27 protein-coding genes are annotated in these 25093 nt (G+C 71.7%); 15 read left to right on the plus strand and 12 right to left on the minus strand.

Annotated elements, in window-relative coordinates; all coding sequences use genetic code 11:
- Nucleotides 1–23: 23 nt before the first annotated feature.
- The 3 genes from ABT232_RS09185 to ABT232_RS09195 are packed head-to-tail and all read left to right on the plus strand — an operon-like array spanning nt 24 to nt 1914.
- Nucleotides 24–980, plus strand: coding sequence for an AraC family transcriptional regulator (locus ABT232_RS09185; protein WP_351838029.1), 957 nt, complete (start codon nt 24–26; stop codon nt 978–980).
- Nucleotides 884–1606, plus strand: coding sequence for an AzlC family ABC transporter permease (locus ABT232_RS09190; RefSeq protein WP_351838032.1), 723 nt, complete (start codon nt 884–886; stop codon nt 1604–1606). Before ABT232_RS09185 ends, ABT232_RS09190 begins: the two co-directional genes overlap by 97 nt.
- Nucleotides 1606–1914: an AzlD domain-containing protein gene (locus ABT232_RS09195; protein ID WP_351838035.1), complete on the plus strand. Its 309-nt coding sequence runs from the start codon at nt 1606–1608 to the stop codon at nt 1912–1914. The genes ABT232_RS09190 and ABT232_RS09195 overlap by 1 nt, the downstream gene beginning before the upstream one ends.
- 8 nt (nt 1915–1922) lie before the next feature.
- On the opposite strand, the gene ABT232_RS09200 is transcribed toward ABT232_RS09195, so the two are convergent.
- Nucleotides 1923–2867 (minus strand): hypothetical protein, encoded by a 945-nt coding sequence (locus tag ABT232_RS09200; RefSeq protein WP_351838037.1) that lies wholly within the window; start codon nt 2865–2867, stop codon nt 1923–1925.
- Nucleotides 2868–2947: 80 nt separating this feature from the next.
- Between ABT232_RS09200 and ABT232_RS09205 the strand changes: the two genes are divergently transcribed.
- The 5 genes from ABT232_RS09205 (at nt 2948) to ABT232_RS09225 (ending at nt 7842) form a co-directional block, all read left to right on the plus strand.
- Nucleotides 2948–3142 (plus strand): DUF3046 domain-containing protein, encoded by a 195-nt coding sequence (locus ABT232_RS09205; protein ID WP_351838040.1) that lies wholly within the window; start codon nt 2948–2950, stop codon nt 3140–3142.
- A gap of 60 nt (nt 3143–3202) precedes the next feature.
- A complete protein-coding gene (locus ABT232_RS09210) occupies nt 3203–4420 on the plus strand; it encodes an AI-2E family transporter (RefSeq protein ID WP_351838042.1) in 1218 nt (405 codons plus the stop codon).
- Between the two features lie 242 nt (nt 4421–4662).
- On the plus strand, nt 4663–5793 hold the full coding sequence (gene recA, locus ABT232_RS09215) for a recombinase RecA (protein ID WP_351838044.1): 1131 nt from the start codon (nt 4663–4665) through the stop codon (nt 5791–5793).
- A 3-nt stretch (nt 5794–5796) separates the two neighbouring features.
- Complete coding sequence (gene recX / locus ABT232_RS09220) at nt 5797–6573, plus strand: recombination regulator RecX (RefSeq protein WP_351838047.1); 777 nt, start codon at nt 5797–5799, stop codon at nt 6571–6573.
- Nucleotides 6574–6870: 297 nt separating this feature from the next.
- Entirely contained in the window at nt 6871–7842 is a 972-nt protein-coding gene (locus tag ABT232_RS09225) for a sugar ABC transporter substrate-binding protein (protein WP_351838050.1), read from the plus strand.
- 274 nt (nt 7843–8116) lie between these two features.
- Here ABT232_RS09225 and ABT232_RS09230 read toward each other — a convergent pair whose 3' ends face one another.
- From ABT232_RS09230 to ABT232_RS09265, 8 genes are all read right to left on the minus strand, one after another.
- Nucleotides 8117–8518, minus strand: a complete 402-nt coding sequence (locus ABT232_RS09230) for a rhodanese-like domain-containing protein (RefSeq protein WP_351838052.1) — start codon at nt 8516–8518, stop codon at nt 8117–8119.
- On the minus strand, nt 8515–9081 hold the full coding sequence (locus ABT232_RS09235) for a cupin domain-containing protein (protein ID WP_450871681.1): 567 nt from the start codon (nt 9079–9081) through the stop codon (nt 8515–8517). Before ABT232_RS09235 ends, ABT232_RS09230 begins: the two co-directional genes overlap by 4 nt.
- Before the next feature lie 81 nt (nt 9082–9162).
- Complete coding sequence (locus ABT232_RS38430; protein ID WP_309506048.1) at nt 9163–9210, minus strand: hypothetical protein; 48 nt, start codon at nt 9208–9210, stop codon at nt 9163–9165.
- 141 nt (nt 9211–9351) lie between these two features.
- A complete protein-coding gene (locus tag ABT232_RS09245; protein WP_351838058.1) occupies nt 9352–11037 on the minus strand; it encodes an FAD-dependent monooxygenase in 1686 nt (561 codons plus the stop codon).
- A 177-nt stretch (nt 11038–11214) separates the two neighbouring features.
- The gene (locus ABT232_RS09250) at nt 11215–12114 is read right to left on the minus strand and encodes an amino acid ABC transporter permease (protein ID WP_351838061.1); all 900 of its coding nucleotides are present in this window, start codon (nt 12112–12114) and stop codon (nt 11215–11217) included.
- A complete protein-coding gene (locus ABT232_RS09255; RefSeq protein WP_351838064.1) occupies nt 12111–12788 on the minus strand; it encodes an amino acid ABC transporter permease in 678 nt (225 codons plus the stop codon). The genes ABT232_RS09250 and ABT232_RS09255 overlap by 4 nt, the downstream gene beginning before the upstream one ends.
- A 114-nt stretch (nt 12789–12902) precedes the next feature.
- Nucleotides 12903–13748: a glutamate ABC transporter substrate-binding protein gene (locus tag ABT232_RS09260; protein ID WP_351838066.1), complete on the minus strand. Its 846-nt coding sequence runs from the start codon at nt 13746–13748 to the stop codon at nt 12903–12905.
- Nucleotides 13749–13831: 83 nt separating this feature from the next.
- Complete coding sequence (locus tag ABT232_RS09265) at nt 13832–14608, minus strand: amino acid ABC transporter ATP-binding protein (RefSeq protein WP_351838068.1); 777 nt, start codon at nt 14606–14608, stop codon at nt 13832–13834.
- 284 nt (nt 14609–14892) lie between these two features.
- Here ABT232_RS09265 and ABT232_RS09270 point away from each other — a divergent pair, with 284 nt between their 5' ends.
- Nucleotides 14893–15579 (plus strand): response regulator transcription factor, encoded by a 687-nt coding sequence (locus ABT232_RS09270; protein ID WP_351838070.1) that lies wholly within the window; start codon nt 14893–14895, stop codon nt 15577–15579.
- A 9-nt stretch (nt 15580–15588) separates the two neighbouring features.
- Nucleotides 15589–16980, plus strand: coding sequence for a sensor histidine kinase (locus ABT232_RS09275; RefSeq protein ID WP_351838073.1), 1392 nt, complete (start codon nt 15589–15591; stop codon nt 16978–16980).
- A 206-nt stretch (nt 16981–17186) separates the two neighbouring features.
- Here the strand turns inward: ABT232_RS09275 and ABT232_RS09280 are convergent, their stop codons facing one another.
- Nucleotides 17187–18179, minus strand: a complete 993-nt coding sequence (locus tag ABT232_RS09280) for a TAXI family TRAP transporter solute-binding subunit (RefSeq protein ID WP_351838075.1) — start codon at nt 18177–18179, stop codon at nt 17187–17189.
- A gap of 87 nt (nt 18180–18266) precedes the next feature.
- Between ABT232_RS09280 and ABT232_RS09285 the strand changes: the two genes are divergently transcribed.
- Entirely contained in the window at nt 18267–18680 is a 414-nt protein-coding gene (locus ABT232_RS09285; protein ID WP_351838077.1) for a pyrophosphohydrolase domain-containing protein, read from the plus strand.
- A gap of 160 nt (nt 18681–18840) precedes the next feature.
- Here the strand turns inward: ABT232_RS09285 and ABT232_RS09290 are convergent, their stop codons facing one another.
- Together ABT232_RS09290 and ABT232_RS09295 are read right to left on the minus strand one after the other, a co-directional pair.
- Nucleotides 18841–20070: a cation:proton antiporter gene (locus ABT232_RS09290; RefSeq protein WP_351838080.1), complete on the minus strand. Its 1230-nt coding sequence runs from the start codon at nt 20068–20070 to the stop codon at nt 18841–18843.
- A gap of 3 nt (nt 20071–20073) precedes the next feature.
- On the minus strand, nt 20074–20559 hold the full coding sequence (locus tag ABT232_RS09295; protein ID WP_351838081.1) for a cation:proton antiporter regulatory subunit: 486 nt from the start codon (nt 20557–20559) through the stop codon (nt 20074–20076).
- A 211-nt stretch (nt 20560–20770) separates the two neighbouring features.
- Here ABT232_RS09295 and ABT232_RS09300 point away from each other — a divergent pair, with 211 nt between their 5' ends.
- The 4 genes from ABT232_RS09300 to ABT232_RS09315 all read left to right on the plus strand — a co-directional run bounded on the left by ABT232_RS09300 (nt 20771) and on the right by ABT232_RS09315 (nt 25044).
- The gene (locus ABT232_RS09300; protein WP_351838084.1) at nt 20771–21724 is read left to right on the plus strand and encodes a HAMP domain-containing sensor histidine kinase; all 954 of its coding nucleotides are present in this window, start codon (nt 20771–20773) and stop codon (nt 21722–21724) included.
- Between the two features lie 29 nt (nt 21725–21753).
- Nucleotides 21754–22410 carry a response regulator gene (locus ABT232_RS09305; protein WP_351838424.1) on the plus strand — a complete coding sequence of 219 codons (657 nt, stop codon included), beginning with the start codon at nt 21754–21756 and terminating at the stop codon, nt 22408–22410.
- Nucleotides 22411–22492: 82 nt separating this feature from the next.
- Nucleotides 22493–24010, plus strand: coding sequence for a tRNA (N6-isopentenyl adenosine(37)-C2)-methylthiotransferase MiaB (gene miaB, locus ABT232_RS09310; protein WP_351838086.1), 1518 nt, complete (start codon nt 22493–22495; stop codon nt 24008–24010).
- A gap of 320 nt (nt 24011–24330) precedes the next feature.
- The gene (locus ABT232_RS09315) at nt 24331–25044 is read left to right on the plus strand and encodes a class III extradiol dioxygenase subunit B-like domain-containing protein (protein ID WP_351838089.1); all 714 of its coding nucleotides are present in this window, start codon (nt 24331–24333) and stop codon (nt 25042–25044) included.
- The last annotated feature ends 49 nt before the right edge of the window (nt 25045–25093 follow it).

A 25093-nucleotide genomic window follows, 5' to 3' on the forward strand; every position in this document is an offset into this window, starting at 1 on the left:
TCGCCGTCGCCGACAATGGGTGCATGGGTTCGAGTGAGCGGGCGCGGCACTGGCGGTACGCCGAGTTGCCCGATGTGGATCTGCTGCGGGCCCGGTACATCCGCAAGACGTTCGTTCGGCACACCCATGAGCACTTCGTGATCGCCGCCATCGCCGACGGCGTCGAGGTCTTCCACCACCGCGGATCGGACCAGTACGCGGGCGCGGGCGCGCTCGCGCTGGTCAACCCCGACACCCCGCACACGGGCCGCGCCGGCGTGCCCGAGGGGTGGCGGTACGGGGCGGTGTATCCGTCGCCCGAGGTGGTGGCGGAGATCGCGGCCGAGACGACGGCCATCCGGGGGACGCCGGGGTTCGTCAGCCCGGTCCTCGACGACCCGTACGCCGTGGAGCTGGTGCACCAGGTGCTGCGCGCCGCCGACGAGGGCAACGCGCTCGCCGCAGACACGCTGCTGCGGGTCGCCGTGACCCGGCTGCTGCGGCGGAACGGCGGGGCGCTGCCGCAGCGCCGGGTGCCGACCGCCGGGGCGCGGATCGCGGCCCGCGCGCGGGCCGTGCTGGAGGAGCGGATGGCCGAGCCGCCGACCCTGGAGCAGCTGGCCGGCGACCTGGGGACCAGTCCGTTCGCGCTGCTGCGGGCCTTCCGGTCGGCGTACGGGATGCCGCCGCACACCTGGCTGACGGACGCCCGGGTGCGGCGGGCGCGGCGCCTGCTGGACGCCGGGAGCTCGCCCGCGCAGGCCGCCGCCGCCGTGGGGTTCACCGACCAGCCCCACCTGAACCGGCACTTCAGCCGGATCGTCGGGGTGCCTCCGGGCGCCTACCAGCGGGAGCGCAAGAACGTACAAGACACCACGCCGTCGCTGCTCGTACCGTCGGGCGGGTGGGAGAACGAACAGCTGTCGCGGACATACGGGCGGACGGCGCCAAGCCGGACACCGCCGTCGTCAGGGACGCCCTCGGGGTCGGAGTCGCCGTAGGACTGTCCGGGTTCGCCTTCGGGGTGACCTCGGCGGGCAGTGGGCTGACACTGGCGCAGACGTGTGTGCTCAGTCTGCTGGTGTTCACCGGAGCGTCCCAGTTCGCGCTCGTGGGGGCGCTGGCGGCCGGGGGCAGTCCGGTCACGGCTGCCGCGGGCGCGTTCTTCCTGGGTGTGCGCAACGCCTTCTACGGGCTGCGGCTGTCGCAGTTGCTGGCCCTCCCGCGCGCGGTGCGCCCGTTCGCCGCGCAGTGGGTGATCGACGAGACGGCGGCCGTCTCGCTGGCGCAGCCGACGCGCCGCTCCGCGCGGATCGGGTTCGCCGTCACCGGGCTCAGCCTGTACGTGCTGTGGAACCTCACCACGCTGCTCGGCGCGCTCGGCGCCGAGGCGATCGGCGACACCGACGCCTGGGGGCTCGACGCCGCCGGGCCCGCCGTCTTCCTGGCGCTGCTGGCACCGATGCTGCGGACGGCCACCGAGCGGGCCGTCGCCGGACTCGCCGTCGTCCTCGGGCTCGGGCTGCTGCCCGTGCTGCCCGCGGGTGTGCCGGTGCTGGTGGCCGCTCTCGCGGCGCCCGTCGTGCTGTGGGCGCGCGGGCGCCGAGCCGCGGGGGAGGAGGCGTGATGAACACCTGGATCGCGATCGGCGCCACGGCGGTGGGCTGCTACGCCGTCAAGCTCGCCGGGCTGCTGGTCCCCGCCGGTGCGCTGGAGCGGCCGATCGTCAGGAGGCTCGCCGCTCTCCTGCCGGTGGCCCTGCTCGCCGCCCTCACGGCCCAGCAGACCTTCGCCGACGGTCAGGCGCTGGTGCTGGACGCGAGGGCCGCGGGGGGCGCCGCGGCCGGGGTGGCGCTGGTGCTGCGCGCGCCGTTCCTGCTCGTGGTCGCGGCGGCCGTGCTGGTGACCGCGGGAGTGCGGGCCCTGGGCGGGTAGCCGCCGAGTCAGCCGATGGGCCGGCCGTGCGCGCGGAGGGTGGTCAGGGCGTCGACCGTCACCATGGGGCGGGCCTCCAGGGCGGGGGCAGGGGCCCACTGCCGCCACCGGACCGGCCAGCCGCCGTCCTCCCGCTGCTCGCTCGCCAGGTGGTCCAGGGAGCGCGCCATCTCGTCGTCGGTGAACCACGCGCGCGCGAGGGAGTGCGGTGTCGCGGCGTAGTCGTGCGGGAAGTGGTGCTCGCCCGGGGCGTAGCCGGGGGCCACCGGGTAGGTGTCCAGGCGGTCCGGGTCGAGGGCGGCGAGCCGCTGCTCGCGCACCAGCCGGCCCAGACGGTCGGCGGCGGCCTCCGCGCGGGGACGGTCGGGAACGGCGTCCAGGAAGGCCACGGCCGCCTGGACCTCGTACGGATGGGACCGCTGCAGGGACTCCAGTGCCTGCCAGCAGAAGTCGGTGGCCCGGAAGAGCCAGGCGTGCCACACCTCGTTGCGGTGCAGCAGGCCGACCACCGGGCCGGTGGCGAGGAGCTCGCTCGGCGGGTCGTCCACGATCGGCACGAAGGGGGCCGCCGGGTAGCCGCGCTGGCTGGGATGGACGGCCGGCAACGCCCCCTCGGGTGTGGAGACGGACGTCAGGTAGCGGCAGACCCGCTCCACACGCTGTCCGCCGCAGCGGCCGATCGAGTCCAGCACGCGCAGCGCCCGCGCGGTGTGCAGCGGTTGGCTGACCGGGCCGCGCAGATCGGGCTCCAAGGCGTGGCCGTAGCCGCCGTCCTGGTTGCGGTAGGCGTCCAGCGCCGTCTCCACGGGGTCGGCGCCGCCGTTGAGGAAGAGGTAGGCGAACAGGCGCTGTTCCAGCACCCGCGCGGTGAGCCAGACGAAGTGCTCGGCGCGGAAGAGCGGGGAACGCGCCGGGGGCGTTGAGGGGAGTGGGGATGCTCCTGTTTCGGCCATGGCTCAGACCGTAGGGCGGAAAGCGGTATCGGCAAGGTGGTCCGGCCAGGGCCCACTCTCAGGGGCGGGATACTGGTGTCATGCGGTTGACGGTCTTCTGGGAGCGGATGGCGGAGCACTTCGGAACGGGGTACGCCGAAACCTTCGCGCGTGATCACGTGATGTCGGAGCTCGGCGGACGCACCGTCCACCAGGCGCTCGCGGCGGGCTGGGCGGCCAAGGACGTGTGGCGCGTGGTCTGCGACGTCATGGGCGTGCCACAGGAAAGGCGCTGACCGGTCACGAAAATCGCAGGCAGGCGGCCGGTTGTCGGCGGCGTGGGCGAGACTTGCACCGTGGCATCCACAGATGAGACCGGGCAGGCAGCCCAGCACGCGTCCTCGAACGGTACGACGCCGCCCGGACGGCCCCCGGCCGACGGAGCGGCCGCGCCGGGCGCGCGCATGCCGCGCTGGCTGCCGCGCGCCATGGTGCTGGCGCTCGCGCTCATCGCCGTCTTCCAGCTGGGCAGTTGGGCCTTCCACCAGCTGACCGGCCTGCTGATCAACATCCTGATCGCGTTCTTCCTGGCCCTCGCGGTCGAGCCCGCGGTGAGCTGGATGGCCGCGCGGGGCGTGCGCCGGGGGCTGGGCACCTTCGTGGTCTCCCTCGCCGTACTGGTCGTGGCCGCCGGTTTCGTCACCCTGCTCGGCTCCATGCTCGCGGGCCAGATCATCACCATGGTCGAGAACTTCCCGAACTACCTCGACTCCGTGATCAACTGGGTCAACACCCACTTCAACACCGAGCTGCGGCGGGTGGACATCCAGGAGGGGCTGCTCCGCTCCGACTGGCTGCGCAACTACGTGCAGAACAGCGCCACCGGCGTGCTGGACGTCTCCGCGCAGGTCCTCGGCGGCCTCTTCCAGATGCTCACCATCGGGCTGTTCTCCTTCTACTTCGCGGCCGACGGGCCGCGGCTGCGCCGCACGATCTGCTCCGTGCTCCCGCCGGCCCGGCAGGCCGAGGTGCTGCGCGCCTGGGAGATCGCCGTGGACAAGACCGGCGGCTATCTCTACTCGCGCGGTCTGATGGCGCTGATCTCCGGGGTCGCGCACTACGTGCTGCTGGAGTTCCTGGGCGTGCCCTACGCGCCTGTGCTGGCCGTCTGGGTGGGCCTGGTGTCGCAGTTCATCCCCACCATCGGCACCTATCTCGCGGGCGCTCTGCCCATGCTGATCGCCTTCACGGTCGACCCCTGGTACGCGCTGTGGGTGCTGATCTTCGTCGTGATCTACCAGCAGTTCGAGAACTACGTCCTCCAGCCCAAGCTGACCTCCAAGACCGTGGACATCCACCCGGCGGTCGCCTTCGGCTCGGTCGTCGCCGGCACCGCGCTGCTCGGCGCCGTCGGCGCGCTGATCGCCATCCCCGCCGTGGCCACGCTCCAGGCCTTCCTGGGGGCGTACGTGAAGCGGTACGACGTCACCGACGACCCCCGTGTCCATGGGCACCGCGGGCGCGGTGCCGGGCCCGGACTGATCGTCCGGCTGCGGCGGCTGCGAGGGCGGTGACCGGACGGCGGAGTCACCGCGTCCGCGGGCGCGCCGGTGCCGCGTGGTGCGCTTGACATGAAAATCGAACATCCATTCATATGGAGGCTCCGGCAGGGCTCGCGATGGGTGTTTCGACCTGCTTTGGGTAGAGAAATGCCCGAGTTATCCACAGGCCGGACCTACGTCGGGGCGCATTGTCAGTGGCAGGCGTTAGCGTCTTTGACGTGAAGCGATCGACTCAAGCAAACCGGGTGGAACCCATGGCAGGTACGGACCGCGAGAAGGCTCTCGATGCCGCCCTCGCACAGATTGAACGGCAATTCGGCAAGGGCGCGGTCATGCGCATGGGCGAGCGGTCCAAGGAGCCCATCGAGGTCATCCCGACCGGGTCGACCGCGCTCGACGTGGCCCTCGGCGTGGGCGGCCTGCCCCGCGGCCGCGTGGTGGAGATCTACGGACCGGAGTCCTCCGGTAAGACCACGCTGACCCTGCACGCGGTGGCCAACGCCCAGAAGGCCGGTGGCCAGGTCGCCTTCGTGGACGCGGAGCACGCCCTCGACCCCGAGTACGCGCGCAAGCTCGGCGTCGACATCGACAACCTCATCCTCTCCCAGCCCGACAACGGCGAGCAGGCCCTGGAGATCGTGGACATGCTGGTCCGCTCCGGTGCCCTCGACCTGATCGTCATCGACTCCGTCGCCGCGCTCGTCCCGCGCGCGGAGATCGAGGGCGAGATGGGCGACAGCCACGTCGGTCTGCAGGCCCGTCTGATGAGCCAGGCCCTGCGGAAGATCACCAGCGCGCTCAACCAGTCCAAGACCACCGCGATCTTCATCAACCAGCTCCGCGAGAAGATCGGCGTGATGTTCGGCTCCCCGGAGACCACGACCGGTGGCCGGGCGCTGAAGTTCTACGCCTCGGTGCGCATCGACATCCGCCGCATCGAGACCCTGAAGGACGGCACGGAGGCGGTCGGCAACCGCACCCGGTGCAAGGTCGTCAAGAACAAGGTCGCGCCGCCCTTCAAGCAGGCCGAGTTCGACATCCTCTACGGCCAGGGCATCAGCCGCGAGGGCGGCCTGATCGACATGGGCGTCGAGCACGGCTTCGTGCGCAAGGCCGGCGCCTGGTACACGTACGAGGGCGACCAGCTCGGCCAGGGCAAGGAGAACGCGCGCAACTTCCTGAAGGACAACCCCGACCTGGCCAACGAGATCGAGAAGAAGATCAAGGAGAAGCTGGGCGTGGGCGTGCGGCCCGCCGAGGAGCCGGTGGTCGAGCCGGGCGCGGACGCCGCGGTCGCGGCCACCGCGGACGACGCCGCGAAGTCGGTGCCCGCCCCGGCGGCGGCCAAGACGGCCAAGACCAAGGCCGCCGCAGCCAAGAGCTGACCCGTGACACGGCGAACCGACTGGGCCGAGTACGCCCACCCCGGCACCCCGTTCGAGACGGAGCCGGGGCGGAGCGAGGGCGAAGAGCACGCCGCCGGACACGGCGACGGCTGGTCGGACGGCGACCCTCACTTCGGTGAGGGCACGAGCGGTGGCGGCAGGCGCGGCGCGGATGGCTCACGCGGGGGGCGTGGGCGCCGGCGGCGCGGCTTCGGGGATCCGTCCGCCGAGGACGGGGGCTCCTCCTCCTCGTCGAGGGCCGAGCAGGAGGAGTCCTCAGGGGACCCGGCTGAGCGGGCACGGGCGATCTGCCTGCGCCTGCTCACCGGGACCCCGCGCACCCGGAAGCAGCTCGCGGACGCCCTGCGCAAGCGCGAGATTCCGGACGAGGTCGCCGAGGAGGTGCTGTCCCGGTTCGAAGAGGTCGGACTGATCGACGACAGCGCCTTCGCGGACGCCTGGGTGGAGTCCCGCCACCACGGCCGGGGACTGGCCCGCCGCGCGCTCGCGCGGGAGCTGCGCACCAAGGGAGTCGACTCCACGCTGATCGACGCGGCCGTCGCCCAGCTCGACTCCGAGCAGGAAGAGGCGACCGCGCGTGAACTGGTCGCCCGCAAGCTGCGCGCCACCCGCGGCCTCGACCGCGAAAAACGGCTCCGCCGCCTCGCGGGCATGCTCGCCCGCAAGGGCTACCCCGAGGGCCTGGCCCTGCGGATCGTCCGCCAGGCACTGGAGGAGGAAGGGGAGGACACGGAGTTTTTGGAGGTCGAGGGGGAGTAGACGGGGGGCGCCGCGCGCAGCGCTGTGCCGCGTTGAGTCCCGGATGGACGGAGTGGCGGGCCGGCCTCGGGCTCAGTGGTGCACCGGAAGTTCGGCCCGGCGCGGATCCGGAGTCCCGGCGTCCGCCCGAGCCGTCGCTCTCACCACACGGAACGCACGATTACCTTGCGTTCCCGGACAGGTGAGTCGCTGCCGACCGCGGGTACCGTCTGCTGCTCACAGCCCACGCACCGTACGCGCACCGCACGTACCGCATGGCTGTCCCCGCATCCCAGACGCCCGAAAGGCGGCTCCGCCATGCCCGTGTCCGCCCGCTCCCGAAGAGCGCTGACCGTGTCCGTCCTCGGCCTCGGTCTGCTGCTGAGCGGCTGCCAACTGCAATCGACCGCGGGCCGGCCGTCCGACGGCCCCGACACGATCGGCTTCGTCAACGGCGGCACCACCCAGTTCCACACCTGCCTCCAGCGCTCCATCGAGCAGGAGGCCAGGAACAACCTGGTCGAGCTGTACACGGCCGACTCCCGGCAGAACTCCGCCAAGGAACTGGCCAACATCGAGGACATGATCGCGCGGGACGTCGACGCCCTGATACTCCAGACCGTCGACGCCGACGCGCTGAAGGACCACATCGCCAAGGCCCGCGGTGCGGACATCCCTGTCTTCCTCACCTCGGTGGTGCCCGAGGACACCTCCGACATCCTCGGCGCCGTCGTGGTCGACCTCAAGGGAGCGGGCCGGCTGGACGCCGAGTGGATCACCGAGGACGCGGCCGGGCGCCCGGTGAAGGTGGGGATCGTCGCGGGCGCGCCGGGCGCCGCCTCCGACCTGCTGGTCGGCGCCTTCACCTCGGCGCTGCCGGACACCGCCGAGGTGGTCGCCACCGAGCCCGGGATGTACGACCCGGACAAGGCCCGACGTGTCGCGGAGAGCATGATCCGCGACCATCCGGACCTGCACTACGCCTTCGTCGCCAACGAGGAGATGGGCTTCGCCGTCCGCAAGGCGTTCGACGCGGCCGGCGCTCGACAGGTGAAGATCGTGACCGTCAACGGCACCGACGAGGGCCTGGCCGCGCTGAAGGACGGACGTTTCTCCGCGACCGTCGCCAACTCGGCGTCCGAGACCGGTGAGTTGGCGGTCAAGAACACCATCGCCCTGCTGCGGAACGAGCAGGACAAGGCGGAGAAGGTCACCAAGACCCCGCTCCGCCTGGTCACCGAGGAGAACGCCGACCTGGTGCCGCTGTACTGCCCGGAGGAGGACTACTGACCGGCACGCAGGGCGCCGCCGCTGTGGCCGGACGGCTGAGAAGCCGGAGGGTCAGGAGTCGGACGGACGGGCCAGGAGCCGGAGGGGCCAAGTCGGAGCGGCCTGGAACCCGGACGGGCCAGAAGCCGGCCGGGCCGGAACGCCGACTCTCGCCGCCCACCCCGCCAGCCACCACCCCCGCCGTCCCGCCCCCGCCCTCCTCGACTCCCCGCCCTCCTCGACTCCCAGCTCTCCGTCCCGCCCCCGCCCTCCTCGACTCCCAGCCCTCAGCCGCCTAGAGCGCCAGCGGAAGCCGCGCCGCCCGCCATGCCTGGAACCCGCCGATCAGGTCCGTGGCGCGGTGCAGTCCCAGCCGGTGCAGTGACTCGACCGCCAGGCTCGAGGCGTATCCCTCGTTGCAGATCACCACGATCCGCAGATCGTGGCCGGTGGCCTCGGGAACCCGGTGGCTGCCCCAGGGGTCGAGCCGCCACTCCAGTTCGTTGCGCTCGACGACGAGGGCGCCGGGGATCAGACCGTCCCGTTCGCGCAGGGCGGCGTACCGGATGTCGACCAGCAGGGCCTCTCCGGCCCGCTGCGCGTCGTACGCCTCCTGCGGGCCGATCCGCTCGTAGCGCGACCGCACGCGCTCCAGGAACTCGTCGATGCCGACCGGCTCTTCGCGCGTGTCGCTCACTGCCAGTCCTCCGGGCGTTCGACGTGCTCCAGGCGCAGCACCGGTCCGGTGCGGCTGTAGCGGCGGATCCGCGGCAGCGGCGGATAGTAGGCGTGGACGGAGATCGCGTGGTGCTCGGTGGACTCGTTGAGCACCTCGTGGACGTGGTGACGGCCGAAGGAGCGGCCCTTGCCGGCCGGAAGCCGGCGCTGCCGGTCCACGTCCTCGCTGAGTTCGAGGGTCTTCCAGCCGTCGGTGGGCAGCCGTGCGGCGAGCGCGTTCTCCGTGAGCTCACCGCGCGCGGTGAGGAAGGCGCCGACCGAGTCGGCGTGGTCGTGCCAGCCGGTGCCGGTGCCGGGCGGCCAGCCGATCAGCCAGGCCTCGCTGCCGCCGGGACCTTGCAGCCGTACCCAGGTACGGCCTTCCGGGTCGAGCGGAAGCGAGTCGATCAGCTCGGCGTCGGCGGCCGTACGCCGGACGAAGTCGAGCAGCTCGGCCTGGGTGGGAACGGAGACGTCCTCCGGCGCGGGGGCGTCGAGGGAACGTGAGCGGGAACGGGAACGAGAAGAGGAAACCGCAGACACGGGGACCGTCCTGATGAGTTCGCGTGACCGCGCGCGGCGACGCCTCTGCGGCGCGTGCGGCGGGGAGAAGAGGAAGCGAGGTCAGCAGGACGGTCGACACACGCAGCCCGCGTAGCGGACGAGGTCCATATGGACCCTCCGCCACAGGCGCACGTAGGTGTCGGTCACGATCCGGAGTACACCATGCGGGTCGGGACGGGTCAACTCACTGTCACCATGTGGACACTGGGTGACGGTGGGCGCACTTCCGCGATACAAGCCCCCCACGCCTCAACGCGACCCCGCTCGCGCCCCCGCGCCGGCTCCTGCTCCCGCCTCGGAGCCGGCCTCCGCCGCATCCGCATCCGCCTCCGTCTTCGCGGGCCCGCCCAGCGTGGCCTCGGCCGCCGCGTACAGGTCGGCGGGGCGCACTCCGTTGAGTGCGGTGACGAGGTGGCCGTCGGGCCGGATCAGCAGCACGGTGTGGGCGCCGGCGCCGGGATAGGTCTCGGCGACCAGCAGCTCGGCGGGGTGGGGCAGGGCGGTCACGGCGGCGGCGAGCCGAGGCATGATCCCGGCCGTGACCCAGTGCTTGCGCTCCCACACCCCGGTGCCCGGCGCGATCAGCACGACGAGCAGCGCGCCGCGGCCCAGCCGGTCCCGCAGCCGTACGAAGGTGCCGTCCTCGGCGGTGACCACCACATCGGTGACCGGCGCCCCCGGCGGGGTGTCGACGGGGACCTCCGCCTCGAGGTGCCGGGGTGCGAGCGGGGAGTCGGCGTAGGAGCCCGGGGCGCCGAGCGGACCGCTGCCCAGGTGCCCGTCGGTGAGCAGCGTGTCGTGGCCACGAGCGCTGCCCGGTACGTAGGAGCGCAGGCCTCCGCCGCCGCGCAGCAGCGGCAGCGCCTGGTCGGCGGCGCGCAGCCGGGCGGCGACGACCGCGCGCCGCTCCGTCTGGTAGCTGTCCAGCAGCGCCTCGTGCGGCCCGTGGTGCCAGGCCAGCGCCAGCTTCCAGGCGAGGTTGTCGGCGTCCCGCAAGCCCTCGTCGAGCCCTTGGGTGCCGAGCGCGCCGAGCAGGTGCGCCGCGTCCCCGGCGAGGAAGACCCGGCCCACCCGCCAGCGGCGGGCCAGACGGTGGTGGACGATGTGGACACCGGTGTCCAACAGCTCGTACGACGGTGAGGAGGTGCCCGTCCACCCGGCCAGGGTCTCCTGGACGCGGTTCACCAGGAGCTCGGGGGTGACCAGGTCCTTGCCGGGCGGCAGGAGCCAGTCCAGCCGCCAGACGCCGTCCGGGAGCGGACGTCCGGCCACCTCTCCGGCCGAGGGGCCCGACATCCGCCACGGCGGCATCCGATGGAGCAACGCCTGATCCGGCCACGGAAGTTCCGCGCGCAGGGCGGCCACGGCGTGTCGCTCCACCGCCGTACGGCCGGGGAAGCGGATGTCCTGGAGTTTGCGGACGGTCGAGCGGGGGCCGTCGCAGCCGACCAGATAACTGCCACGCCACCAAGTGCCCTTGGGGCCTCGCGTGTGCGCGGTGACCCCGCTGGACTCCTGTTCGATCGCGTCCAGACGGCTGTCCACGGCGATCCTGACGAGCCGTTCACGGGCGAGCGCGGCCCGCAGCGCGTCCGTGAGCACGTGCTGGGCGATGTGCAGCGGGGACGGGAAGGGCGGCGGCGCGGCCTCCTCGGCGTCCGCCGGGGCGTCGTCGAAAGTGATCTCGCGCATCACCTGCTTGCGCCGCATCGACCGCCATCCGGCCCAGTGGCAGCCGAGCGCGTCGAGCGGGACACCGGTCAGCCGTTCCACCAGCGCGGCGGTGTCCTCGCGCAGCACGACGGTCCGCGCGAGCCGTGGTTCGTCCTTGCCCGGCCCCTCGTCGAGGACGACGGACGGCACCTCCTGGCGGGCCAGCGCCAGGGCGAGCGTGAGCCCGACGGGCCCCGCTCCGACGATGATCACCGGGTCCACGGCGCGGCGCCCCCTGCCCGTGGCGGTGTCCTGAGGGACGCATGTGAACAGGAAGTTGGAGCAGGGTGCACGATCACAGAACGTATGCAACCTATTGCCGGTGCTTGCGTCAAGTGACGAGGGGCAGTGGCGATCACGCCACTGCCCCTCGTGTCCCGTGAGCCTACTGAGCGACCGTCAGGTCGTGGCTCCCTTGCCGTAGCCGCCCGGAATGGCGGCCGGGTTGTCCTCCACGTCGTCCGGCGCCAGCACCGCGCCCGTCGAGCGCTTGCTGCGCCGCAGCCTGCCCTCCAGCCAGCTCGCGAAGCTGGTGAGGAGGAAGTTGAGGACGATGAAGATCACCGCCACCACGATGAAGCTCGGGATCACGTTCGCGTAGTTGGCGGCGAGCGTGCCGCGCGCGTTCAGCAGCTCGGTGAAGCCGAGCATCACGCCGCCGAGCGCGGTGTCCTTCACGATGACGACCAGCTGGCTGACGATGGCCGGCAGCATCGCCGTGACCGCCTGCGGCAGCAGGATGCTGGTCATCGTCTGGGTCTTGCGCAGACCGACCGCCTGGGCCGCCTCCGTCTGCCCCTTGGGCAGGGAGAGGATGCCCGCGCGGACCACCTCGGCGAGGACCGAGGCGTTGTAGAGCACCAGACCGGTGACGACCGCGTACAGCGGTCGGTCCGCGCTGGTGACGTCCGTGGAGCGGGCGTAGAACTCGTTGGCGAACAGCATCAGCAGCAGCACCGGGATGGCCCGGAAGAACTCGACCACCGCGCCTGCCGGGATCCGCACCCACCGGTGGTCGGACATCCGGGCGATACCGAGGACGGCACCCAGCGGCAGGGCGATGATCATGGCCAGCGCCGCCGCCTTCAGGGTGTCCCCGAGGCCGGGCAGCAGATACGTCGTCCAGGCCTCGGACTCGGTGAAGGGCTTCCACAGGGCCCACTTCAGCTGGCCCTTGTCGTCCATCGTCCGGTAGACCCACCACAGGAGGAGGGCCAGCAGGACGACGAAGACGACCGAGAAGACGACGTTGCGCCGTTTGGCCCGGGGGCCGGGGGCGTCGTAGAGAACCGAGGTCACCGCTTCACCGCCAGTCGCTTGCTCAGCCAGCCGAGGATCAGGCCGGTGGGCAGGGTCAGTACCACGAAACCGAAGGCGAAGACCGCGCCGATGAGCACCGTCTGGGCCTCGTTCTCGATCATTTCCTTCATGAGCAGGGCGGCTTCCGCCACACCGATCGTGGCCGCCACCGTGGTGTTCTTGGTCAGTGCGATCAGCACGTTCGCGAGCGGGCCGATGACCGAGCGGAACGCCTGCGGCAGCACGATCAGCCGCAGGACCTGACTGAAGCTCAGGCCGATGGCGCGGGCCGCCTCGGCCTGGCCGACCGGCACGGTGTTGATGCCGGAGCGCAGCGCCTCACAGACGAAGGCGGCGGTGTAGGCGACCAGACCGAGCACCGCGAGACGGAAGCCCTGGAGCTCGAAGTCGTCGGGCGCGCCCATGGTCACGCCGAAGATGTCGGCGAGGCCGAGCGAGCTGAAGACGATGATGACGGTCAGCGGGATGTTCCGGACGATGTTCACATAGGCGGTGCCGAACCCGCGCATCAGCGGGACGGGGCTGACCCGCATCGCCGCCAGCAGCGTGCCCCAGATCAGAGAGCCGACGGCGGAGAACACGGTGAGCTGCACCGTCACCCAGAAGGCACCCAACAAGGTTGGATCGTCATAGTCAGAAATAAAGTCGAACACGATCTCCCGCGCTTCCGGGTGTGAGGCGTACGTGGCGGACGCGGCGCGCCGCCGCCCTGATCGCAGCGGACGGCGGCACGCCTGAGGAACCCCGCGTTAGTGGACTGTGCGGCCTTACTGGACGACGTTGCCGATCTTCGGGGCCGGCTCGTTCTTGTAGTCGGCCGGGCCGAAGTTGTCCTCGACCGCCTTGTCCCAGGCCTTGTCGCTGACCATCTTCTCCAGCGCGTCATTGATCTTGTTCACGGTCTCGGTGTCGCCCTTCTTGACGCCGATGCCGTAGTTCTCGTTGCTCAGCTTCAGGCCGGCGAGCTTGAACTGGCCCTTGTACTCGTCCTGCGCGGCGAAGCCGGCCAGGATCGAGTCGTCGGTGGTCACCGCGTCGACGGCACCGCTCTGAAGACCGGCGATGCACTCCGAGTAGGTGCCGTACTCCCGCAGCTGGGCGTCCGGGGCGATCTCGTCCTTGACGTTCTGCGCGGAGGTCGAGCCGGTGACCGAGCAGAGCTTCTTGCCGTTGAGGTCCGTGCCTTCGGAGATGTCGGAGTCCGCCTTGACCAGCAGGTCCTGGTGGGCCAGCAGGTACGGGCCGGCGAAGTCGACCTTCTCCTTGCGCTCGTCGGTGATGGAGTACGTCGCCGCGATGAACTTCACATCGCCGCGCGAGAGCGCGTTCTCACGGTCGGCGCTCTTCGTCTCGACCCACTCGATCTGGTCGGGCTCGTAGCCGAGCTCCTTGGCCACGTACGTCGCCACGTCGACGTCGAAGCCGGAGAAGGAACCGTCGGGCTCCTTCAGACCGAGACCGGGCTGGTCGTACTTGATGCCGATCTTGATCGTGTCGCCGCCGCCGGAACCCGAGCCGGAGTCGCTGTCCTTGTCGTCGCCGCCACAAGCGGTCGCGGTGAGCGTGAGGACGAGCGCGGTCGCGGCCGCGGCGGTGACCTTGCGGAGCTTCATGGTGAACATCCTTTGCGTGGTGAAGGGGGACGCGGGTCGTCCTGTGCGGGTGACGCGGTTCGTCGCGAAGGGCGACGGGCCGGTCAGTGGTGCAGGATCTTCGACAGGAAGTCCTTGGCGCGATCACTGCGCGGGTTGCTGAAGAACTGGTCGGGCGCGGCCTCTTCGACGATCCGGCCGTCCGCCATGAACACCACCCGGTTGGCGGCCGATCGCGCGAAGCCCATCTCGTGGGTGACCACGATCATGGTCATACCCTCGCGGGCGAGCTGCTGCATGACCTCGAGGACCTCGTTGATCATCTCCGGGTCGAGAGCCGACGTCGGCTCGTCGAAGAGCATGACCTTGGGACCCATGGCGAGCGCCCGCGCGATGGCGACACGCTGCTGCTGGCCACCGGAGAGCTGCGCCGGGTACTTGTCCGCCTGGCTGGCGACGCCGACCCGGTCGAGCAGGGCGCGCGCCTTCTCCTCGGCCTTCTTCTTGTCCGTCTTGCGGACCTTGATCTGGCCGAGCATGACGTTCTCGAGCACGGTCTTGTGCGCGAAGAGATTGAAGGACTGGAACACCATGCCGACGTCGGCGCGCAGCCGGGCCAGCTCCTTGCCCTCCTGGGGCAGCGGCTTCCCGTCGATCGTGATGGTGCCGGTGTCGATCGTTTCCAGGCGGTTGATGGTGCGGCACAGAGTGGACTTCCCGGACCCGGAGGGCCCGATGACCACGACGACCTCACCGCGGGCGATCGTCAGATCGATGTCCTGGAGTACGTGCAACGCGCCGAAGTGCTTGTTGACGCTCTTCAGGACGACCAGTTCGCCGGTCGCGGCCACGTCTTCCTTGGCCACCGATACTTCGGTCATCGCTTACTGGCTCCGTCCTCCTCGGGTTTCGGAGGACACTAATAACCCTACGCGACCTGCGTCATTACATCTGAGGGGAATCTGAGCATCACGATCCGATAGCAATCGGACACCTGTTGTAGCAGTTGTGACCTGCGAGCGTATCGGGCGGATAACTTCGGGGCCACCGCAACCGGAACCCTCTTGACGCCGTCGTCATCCATCAGCGTGACTGCCATGTGCACGCGCGCGTACCCGCGCTCAGCCACAGTGACCCGAACAGCCGATGAACCGAAGGGGGCCGGATGAGACTGCTCCTCGTCGAGGACGACAACCATGTCGCCACCGCTCTGTCCGCGATCCTCGCGCGGCACGGCTTCGACGTCACCCACGCGCGCAGCGGCGAGGAGGCCCTGCAGGCCCTCGTCCCCGAGGGCGCCGGTTTCGGCGTCGTCCTGCTCGACCTGGGACTGCCCGACCAGGACGGCTACGAGGTGTGCAGCAAGATCCGCAAGCGCACCGCCACCCCGGTCATCATGGTCACCGCGCGGTCCGACGTCCGCTCCCGCATCCACGGCCTCAACCTCGGGGCCGACGACTACGTGGTCAAGCCGTACGACACCGGGGAGCTGCTCGCCCGGATCCACGCGGTCAGCCGGCGCACCGTCCACGAGGACGCCGCGGGCACCGGCGAGACCGCCCTGCTCCTGGGGTCCGTACGGATCGAACTGGCCACCCGCCAGGTCAGCGTCGACGGTTCGGTCGTCCAGCTGACCCGCAAGGAGTTCGACCTGCTCGCCCTGCTGGCCCAGCGCCCCGGCGTGGTCTTCCGCAGGGAGCAGATCATCAGCGAGGTCTGGCGCACCAGCTGGGAGGGGACCGGACGCACCCTGGAGGTGCACGTCGCCTCCCTGCGGTCCAAGCTGCGCATGCCGGCGTTGATCGAGACCGTCCGCGGCGTCGGCTACCGGCTCGTCGCCCCCGGCGCGTAGCGGGGCAGGGTGCGCACACGTCTCCTGCCGCTGCTCATCGTCCTGATGGCGGCCGTGCTGCTGGCGCTCGGCATCCCGCTCGCCGTCAGCCTGGCCGCCGCACAGCAGCAGAATGTGGTCGTCGACCGCATCGACGACACCGCGCGGTTCGCGGCCCTCGCACAGTTCGTCACCGCCGCGCCCGACGCCAAGGACGAGCGCCGCGAGACGCTCAGACGCGAGCTGCTCAGCTACTACAAGGTCTACGACATTCGTGCCGGTGTCTTCTACCGCAACCGCACCCCCATGGCTCATGCGCCCGCCGACTCGGTGATCCCCCGAACAGGCGAGGTGCGGGACGCGTTCGACGAGGCGTTCCTCAGCCGGCGCAGTCACGACCCGAAGCAGGTGTGGCCCTGGGAACGCGGCCGCCTGGTCGTCGCCTCACCGGTCATCCGGGACGGCGACGTCGTCGCCGTCGTGGTCACCGACTCGCCGACCGGGCCGATGCGCTCGCGCATCCTCCAGGGCTGGCTCGTCATCGTCGCGGGCGAGACCGCCGCGATGCTGCTGGCCGTCGGCGCGGCGCTGCGGCTCACCGGCTGGGTGCTCAAGCCGGTACGCGTCCTGGACGCCACGACCCACGACATCGCCACCGGGCGGCTGAAGTCCCGGGTGGCGGTCGCGAGCGGGCCGCCGGAGCTGAGGCGGCTGGCCCGGTCGTTCAACGAGATGGCCGACAACGTCGAGGACGTCCTGGAGCAGCAGCGCGCCTTCGTCGCCGATGCCTCGCACCAGCTGCGCAACCCGCTCGCGGCCCTGCTGCTGCGCATCGAACTGCTCGCGTTCGAACTGCCCGAGGGCAACGCGGAGATCGCCTCGGTGCAGACCGAGGGCAAGCGGCTGGCCCAGGTCCTGGACGACCTGCTCGACCTGGCGCTCGCCGAGCACGCCGAGGCGGAACTGGAGATCACCGACATCGGCGCGCTGACCGCCGAGCGGGTCGCCGCCTGGGCGCCCACCGCCGAGGCCAAGGGCGTACGCCTGGAGGCCGACTGCCCGCCCACCACCGCCTGGGCCGACGCGGTCACCCTGTCCAGCGCCCTGGACGCGGTCATCGACAACGCGCTGAAGTTCACTCCGGCCGGCGAGAGCGTGCTGGTCACGGTCGCCTCCAACGGCGACACCTCGACCGTCGTCGTCGCCGACCACGGACCTGGTCTGACCGACGAGGAGCTCTCCCGCGTGGGTGACCGCTTCTGGCGCAGCGGCCGCCACCAGAACATCAAGGGCTCCGGCCTCGGCCTCTCCATCACCCGCGCGCTGCTCGCCGCGGCGGGCGGCTCGATCGCGTACGAGGCCCACGAGCCGCACGGGCTGAAGGTGACCGTCAAGGTGCCGAGGAGCGCGCCGGCGGTGTGAGCGGCGGCAGCGCGATCACCCGCCTGCGACAAGCCCGAAGGAGAGCGATCGTCCGGCGGCGGTGAGTCCGCGCGGGCGCGATCGTCCGGCGGCGGTGAGTCTGGGGCAGCCTGCCGGGCGGGTCCGCCGACGGGCACCGCGCGGACGGTGCCTTACCGCTGTGCCGAGGGGACGGTGGCCTACGGCTGCACGGACGGGACGGTGGCCTACGGCTTCACCGAGCGGTAGTACCGCCGAGCGCCCTGGTGCAGGGTCAGCGGATCCGTGTAGATCGCGGTGCGCACGTCGACGAGCTGTGCGGAGTGGACGTGCGCGCCGATGCCGTCCCGGCTGTCGATGACCGACCGGGTCAGCCATTCGGTCAGCCGGGGATCCATGTCCTTGCGCGTGATCAGCAGATTGGAGACCGCGATCGTCGGCACGGGCTCGCCGTCCTGGATGGTGGGGTAGGCGGACTCCGGCATGTTGGTCGCGCGGTAGTGCCGCGTGGCGGCACTCTCCTTGTGCAGCTTGGTCACGAGGCTCGCCTTGATCGGGACGAACCGGAACGAGGGCTTGTGGGCGAGCGCGCGCAGTCCGGCCGTCGGCAGGCCGCCCGACCAGAAGAACGCGTCCAGCCGCTTCCCGAGCTGGTTCGGCCCGGTGTCGATGCCGTCCGAGTACGGCGTGATGTCCTTCTCCGGGTCGATGCCGACCGCCTTCAGCACCCGGGTGGCGATCAGCCGCACCCCCGAATCGGGCAGCCCTATGGCGACCCGCTTGCCGCGCAGGTCCTTCACGGACCGGATGTCCGAGTCCGGCGGCACGACGAGCTGCACATAGTCGTCGTACAGGCGGGCTACCCCGCGCAGCCGGTCCGCTCCGGCACCGTCACGCTTGTACGTCTCCACCGCGTCCGCGGCGGCGATGGTGAAGTCGGCCTTGCCGGTGGCCACGCGGGCGACGTTCTCCTGCGAGCCCGCGCTGGTCAGCAGCTCCACCTTCAGGTCCGGCATGTCCGCGGCCAGTACCTTGCGCAGCCGGTCCCCGTACTCGTAGTAGACGCCCGCGCGGGTGCCCGTGCTGAAGGTGATGGTCCCGCGCGGGGGCTCCTCCTCCAGGGGCAGCACCCACCACACCAGCAGCCCGAGGACGACGACACCGGCGGCCGCGGTCCGCAGGGCGAGGCGCCGTTCGACACGGGGGAGCAGCTTGGACATGCGCGCGATCCTGCCAGCCCGCACGCCCACCTGACCAGGGCCGGAATCACAGCGGGGACTGTCGGAGGCGGTCGATACAGTCGACGCATGAGTACCTCGCCCGCCGACCTGGTCCGTGAATTCCACCTCGCCTTCGGCCTGGACGCCCGCAGCACGCCGACGGCGGTCCCGCCCGAGCTGGCCGCGCACCGCGGCGAACTGCTGGCCGAGGAGGCCGCGGAGGTCGCCGAGGTCTCGGTCTCCGGCCCGCTCGACCGGCTCGCGCACGAACTGGCCGACGTGGTCTACGTGGCGTACGGCACCGCCCTGGTCCACGGCATCGACCTGGACCAGGTGCTCGCCGAGATCCACCGCGCCAACATGTCCAAGCTGGGCCCCGACGGCACCGTCGCCCGCAGAGCCGACGGCAAGGTCCTCAAGGGCGAGCACTACCGGGCGCCGGACGTCGGCGCGGTGCTGCGGCGCCAGGGCTGGCGGGCGGAGGAGGGCCAGGCGCGGTGAAGCCGGGCCGGGGACCGGCGGGACCAGGCCGAGAGCCGGCCGAGCAGCGGCGGGGCCCGGCCGAGGACCGGCCGGGCTCAGGAGGCCTGGGGAGGCCTGAGCGGGCTGCGGAAGCCTGGACGGGCTGGGGAAGCCTGAGCTGGCTGAGGAGGCATGGGACTCAGTCGCCCACCGGCGCCTGCGCCCGCTGCTCCGGCTCCTGCCGTACCGCTTCCGGGGCTCCCGCGCGGGCGGTGGCGCGGCGGGTCCACCACATCGCCAACGGCTCGGTGTACCGCGCGGTGACCGGGCCGAGGACGACCAGGAGGAGCACATAGGCCGTGGCCAGCGGCCCGAGGGACGGCTCGATGCCCGCGGTGACCGCCAGCCCCGCGATGACGATCGAGAACTCGCCCCGTGCCACCAGCGCACCGCCCGTACGCCAGCGGCCCTTGACGGAGATCCCGGCCCGCCGGGCCGCCCAGTAGCCGGTGGCGATCTTCGTCAGGGCGGTGACGACGGCCAGCGCGAGGGCCGGCAGCAGCACCGGAGGAATGCTCGCCGGGTCGGTGTGCAGCCCGAAGAAGACGAAGAACACTGCCGCGAACAGGTCCCTGAGCGGACTCAGCAGGGTGTGCGCGCCCTCCGCGACCTCGCCGGACAGCGCGATGCCGACCAGGAAGGCGCCCACGGCGGCGGACACCTGGAGCTGCTGGGCGACACCGGCGACCAGAATGGTCAGACCGAGCACCACCAGCAGCAGCTTCTCCGGGTCGTCGCTGGAGACGAACCGCGAGATGACCCGGCCGTAGCGCACCGCCGCGAAGAGGACCAGCCCCGCGACCCCGAGCGCGATCGCCAGCGTCACACTGCCGGCCGCCAGCCCGACCCCGGCGACCAGCGCCGTCACGATCGGCAGGTACACGGCCATCGCCAGGTCCTCCAGGACCAGCACGCTGAGGATCACCGGGGTCTCCCGGTTGCCGATCCGGCCCAGCTCGCCGAGCACCTTGGCGATGACCCCGGAGGAGGAGATCCAGGTCACGCCGGCCAGGACGACGGCGGCCACCGGCCCCCAGCCGAGCAGCAGCGCGGCGACGGCCCCCGGCAGGGCGTTGAGGGCACAGTCGACCAGTCCGGCCGGGTAGTGCGCCTTGAGATTGGAGACGAGATCGCTCGCCGTGTACTCCAGGCCGAGCATCAGCAGCAGCAGGATCACGCCGATCTCGGCGCCGGTGGCGATGAACTCCTCGCTCGCGCCGAGCGGCAGCAGACCGCCCTCGCCGAACGCCAGACCGGCCAGCAGGTACAGCGGGATGGGCGAGAAGTGGAACCGCGCGGCGAACCGGCCGAGCAGGCCGAGGCCGAGAATGATGGAACCGAACTCGATCAACAGGACCGCGGAGTGCACCCGTCACTCCCGCCCGAGTATCGCGGCGGCGGCCTCGACGCCCTCCCGGGTGCCGATGACGATCAGGATGTCCCCGCCCGCCAGCCGGAAGTCCGGGGCCGGCGACGGGATCGCCTCGGCACGCCGCAGCACCGCCACCACGGACACGCCGGTCTCCGTGCGCATCCGGGTCTCGCCGAGCACCCGCCCGTTCCAGTGCGAGGTCGCCGCCACCTCGATCCGCTCCGCCACGAGACCGAGGTCGGTGGTGTAGAGCAGGCTCGTGCTGTGGTGCGACGGCTTCAGCGCGTCGATCAGCGCGCCCGCCTCGGCACTGGTCAGCCGCAACGACTGGGCGCAGGAGTCGGGGTCGTCCGCGCGGTACACGCCGACCGTGCGGGCACCGTCGCGATGGGCGACCACGGACAGATGGCGCTGTTCTCGTGTCACGAGGTCGTACTGGACCCCGATACCCGGCAGCGGAGTCGCCCTCAGGCGTGGAGCGGACACGTCTCTTCCCTTTGCTCGCCCGGCTCTGTACAGCAGGTGGTCCCCCGCTCGTGGTGGGGGACCACGGACTCCTCATGCTGTCACCCGCCCGTACGGTGACGACATGGGTGTTGTCACGGATATACGCGGGCGGCGTGCGGCGGCGAGGCTGGACCGGGCACCGCAGTGCCCGCAAGCCGGCCCGGGGGCCGAAGGGAGCGGAGTCGGGAGCGTGTCGCTGTTCTGGCGGATCTTCTCGCTCAACTCCGTGGGGCTGATCGCCGCAGCCGCGCTGCTGCTGGGCCCCGTCACCGTGTCCACCCCCGTGCTGCCGGGCGAGGCCCTGGTCGTCGTCGGCGGCCTGGCGGCGATGCTGGCCGGCAACGCGGCCGTCCTGCGCATCGGACTGGCCCCCTTGCGGCGGCTCGGCCGGGCCATGGCCGCCGCGGACCTGCTGCGACCGGGCCCCCGCGCGGTCGTCGCCGGACCCGCGGAGACCGCCGAGCTGATCACCACCTTCAACACGATGCTCGACCGCCTGGAGACGGAACGCGCCACCAGCGCCGCGCACGCGCTCTCCGCGCAGGAACGCGAACGCCGGCGCATCGCGCGGGAGCTGCACGACGAGGTCGGCCAGACCCTCACCGCCGTACTGCTCCAGCTCAAGCGGGTCGCCGACCTCGCGCCCGACGCGCTGCGCGAGGAGGTGGGCCAGGCACAGGAGGCCACCCGCGCGGGCCTGGACGAGATCCGCCGGATAGCCCGCCGGCTGCGCCCCGGAGTGCTGGAGGAACTAGGCCTGGCCAGTGCGCTGCGCTCGCTGGCCGGCGAATTCACCGCCCACGGGCTGACGGTGCGGCACGAGGTGCGCGGCGAGCTGCCCCCGCTCAGCGAGGAGACCGAACTCGTGATCTACCGGGTGGCCCAGGAAGGGCTCACCAACACCGCGCGGCACTCAGGCGGCGACCGCGCGGAGCTCCGCCTCGGGCCCGTCCCCGGCGGCGTCGAGCTGCTCGTCCGCGACAACGGCAAGGGCCTCGGCCAGGCGGCGGCCGACGGCGCGGGCATCGGCGGGATGCGGGAGCGGGCATTGCTGATCGGGGCGGAGCTGACGCTCGGGCCGGGACCGCACCGCGGCACCGACGTGCGCATGCGGATCCCGTGCGCACCGGAGGAGGGCCGATGACCGCCCAGGTGCGCGAGGGGCAGGGGCCGATGAGCGCCCCCGTCCGCGTCCTGCTCGCCGACGACCACACCCTCGTACGCCGTGGCGTACGCCTCATCCTGGACGGCGAGCCGGATCTCACGGTCGTCGCCGAGGCCGGGGACGGCGCGGAAGCGGTCGCACGCGCGCGTGCCGGCGATGTCGACCTGGCCGTCCTGGACGTCGCCATGCCCCGCATGACCGGCCTCCAGGCCGCCCGCGAACTGTCCCGCCGGCTGCCCGGCCTGCGCATCCTCATCCTCACCATGTACGACAACGAGCAGTACTTCTTCGAAGCCCTGAAGGCCGGCGCCTGCGGCTACGTCCTGAAGTCCGTGGCCGACCGCGACCTGGTCGAGGCCTGCCGCGCCGCCATGCGCGACGAACCCTTCGTCTACCCGGGCGCCGAGCGTGCCCTGGTCCGCGCCTACCTGGACCGCCTCCACCGCGGCGACGCCAAGGTGCCCGCGCGGGCCGTCACCGAGCGGGAAGAGGAGATCCTGAAGCTCGTCGCGGAGGGCCACACCTCGAAGGAGATCGCCGAGCTGCTGTTCATCAGCGCCAAGACGGTGGAGCGCCACCGCGCGAACCTGCTGCACAAGCTCGGTCTGCGCGACCGGCTCGAACTGACCCGGTACGCGATACGCGCCGGCCTGATCGAGCCGTGAGCCGACCGGGTGACCGTCCCGTCGCCCGCCGGTTGTCCACAGGCGGCCCGAGCCACGTCCGCCGACCGCCTACCCTTGTCCCATGAGCAGCATCGACCGGAGCCAGGCAGTGGGCGTCAGAACTTACGAAGTACGCACCTACGGGTGCCAGATGAACGTCCATGATTCCGAGCGACTGTCCGGTCTGCTCGAGGACGCCGGCTACGTGCGCGCGCCCGAGGGCTCGGACGGCGAGGCGGACGTCGTCGTCTTCAACACCTGCGCGGTCCGTGAGAACGCCGACAACCGGCTGTACGGCAACCTCGGCCACCTCGCCCCGAAGAAGGCGAGCCGGCCCGGCATGCAGATCGCCGTCGGCGGCTGCCTCGCCCAGAAGGACCGCGACACCATCGTGAAGCGGGCGCCCTGGGTGGACGTCGTCTTCGGCACCCACAACATCGGCAAGCTGCCGGTCCTGCTGGAGCGCGCCCGCGTCCAGGAGGAGGCGCAGGTCGAGATCGCCGAGTCCCTGGAGGCGTTCCCCTCGACGCTGCCCACCCGCCGCGAGAGCGCGTACGCGGCCTGGGTGTCGATCTCCGTCGGCTGCAACAACACCTGCACCTTCTGCATCGTCCCGGCGCTGCGCGGCAAGGAGAAGGACCGCCGTCCCGGCGACATCCTCGCCGAGGTCGAGGCCCTGGTCGCCGAGGGCGTCAGCGAGATCACCCTGCTCGGCCAGAACGTCAACGCCTATGGCTCCGACATCGGCGACCGCGAGGCGTTCAGCAAGCTGCTGCGCGCCTGCGGGAACATCGAGGGCCTGGAGCGGGTGCGCTTCACCTCCCCGCACCCGCGCGACTTCACCGACGACGTCATCGCCGCCATGGCCGAGACGCCGAACGTGATGCCCCAGCTCCACATGCCGCTGCAGTCCGGCTCGGACACCGTCCTGAAGGCGATGCGCCGCTCCTACCGCCAGGAGCGCTACCTGGGGATCATCGAGAAGGTGCGCGCCGCCATCCCGCACGCGGCGATCACCACCGACATCATCGTGGGCTTCCCCGGCGAGACCGAGGAGGACTTCGAGCAGACCCTGCACGTGGTGCGCGAGGCCCGCTTCGCCCAGGCCTTCACCTTCCAGTACTCCAAGCGCCCCGGCACCCCGGCCGCCGAGATGGACGACCAGATCCCCAAGGAAGTCGTCCAGGCGCGCTACGAGCGGCTGGTCGCCCTCCAGGAGGAGATCTCCTGGGACGAGAACAAGAAGCAGGTCGGCCGCACCCTGGAGCTGATGGTCGCCGAGGGCGAGGGCCGCAAGGACGGCGCCACCCACCGGCTGTCCGGTCGCGCCCCCGACAACCGCCTGGTCCACTTCACCAAGCCGGACCAGGAAGTGCGCCCCGGCGACGTCGTCACCGTCGAGATCACCTACGCCGCCCCGCACCACCTCCTCGCCGAGGGCGCCGTCCTGGACGTGCGCCGCACCCGCGCGGGGGACGCCTGGGAGAAGCGCAACGCCGCCGAGGCCGCCAAGCCGGCCGGCGTGATGCTCGGCCTGCCGAAGATCGGCGCGCCCGCACCGCTGCCGGTCGCCACGGGCAGCGGCTGCGGCTGCGACTGAGCTGGACGGCGCGTACGGCGCGTACGGCGCGTACGGCGCGTACGACGCGTACGACGCGGAAGACCTGGGTGCCTCGGGCGCCCGGGTCGCCTCGGGCGTCGCGGGGGTCGGCGGCAGGCGGCAGGCGGCAGCCGGGTTGAGCCGACGGAGGGCCCTGGCGTCGCGAGGTTCGGCGGCAGTCAGCGGCGAGGTGCAGCCGACGGAAGCGCCGGCGTCACGGGCCGGCGGTGAGCTGCGAGGCCACATCGGCCTGAGTGACCTGCGGGGCGTCGCGGGGATGGAGTGAGCCGCGACTCCCCGGTGGGGTTACGCTGCCGATCATGCTTGTCGCCGCCGCTGTCTGCCCCTGCCCGCCCGTCCTGGTTCCCGCGGTCGCCGCCGGCGCCGCGCCCGAACTCGACTCCGCGCGCGCCGCGTGCGCGGACGCGCTCGGGGTGCTCGCCGCCGCCCGCCCGGACCGGCTGGTGGTCGTCGGGCCCGCCGACGAGAGCGGCCGCGGACTGCACCCGGAGGGCACGTCGGGCTCCTTCCGCGGCTTCGGCGTGGAACTCGACGTACGGCTGGGCCGGGAGCAGGCCGCCGCGACCGAGCGTGAACTGCCGCCGTCGCTGGCGGTCGCCGCGTGGCTGCTGGAGCGGACCCGGTGGTCCGATGCCCCGATCGAGGGACTGGGCGTGGGGGAACCGCTCGACGTCGAGCGGTGTATCGAAGTCGGGAAGGACATCGCGGGGCAGGCCGGCCGGGTGGCGCTGCTGGTGATGGGTGACGCCAGCGCGTGCCGGACCGTCAAGGCGCCGGGCTATCTGGACGAGCGGGCGGAGCCCTTCGACGCGGAGATCGCGCGGGCGCTGGCGGAGGCGGACGTCGAGGCACTCAAGGCGATCGACGCCGGGCTGGCCAGGGAGCTGAAGGTGTCGGGCCGGGCGCCGTGGCAGGTGCTCGCGGGCGCGGCCGAGGGCGCCGGGCTCGGCGGCGCGCTGCTGTACGAGGACGCCCCGTACGGAGTGGGCTACCTGGTGGCCGCCTGGTCGTAGCGGAAACGGCGGACGGCCGGGGAGCCTGGTGCTCCGCGGCCGTCCGCCG

Origin of the sequence: Streptomyces sp. NPDC001532 (assembly GCF_040298625.1) — a bacterium.
Taxonomy (GTDB): domain Bacteria; phylum Actinomycetota; class Actinomycetes; order Streptomycetales; family Streptomycetaceae; genus Streptomyces.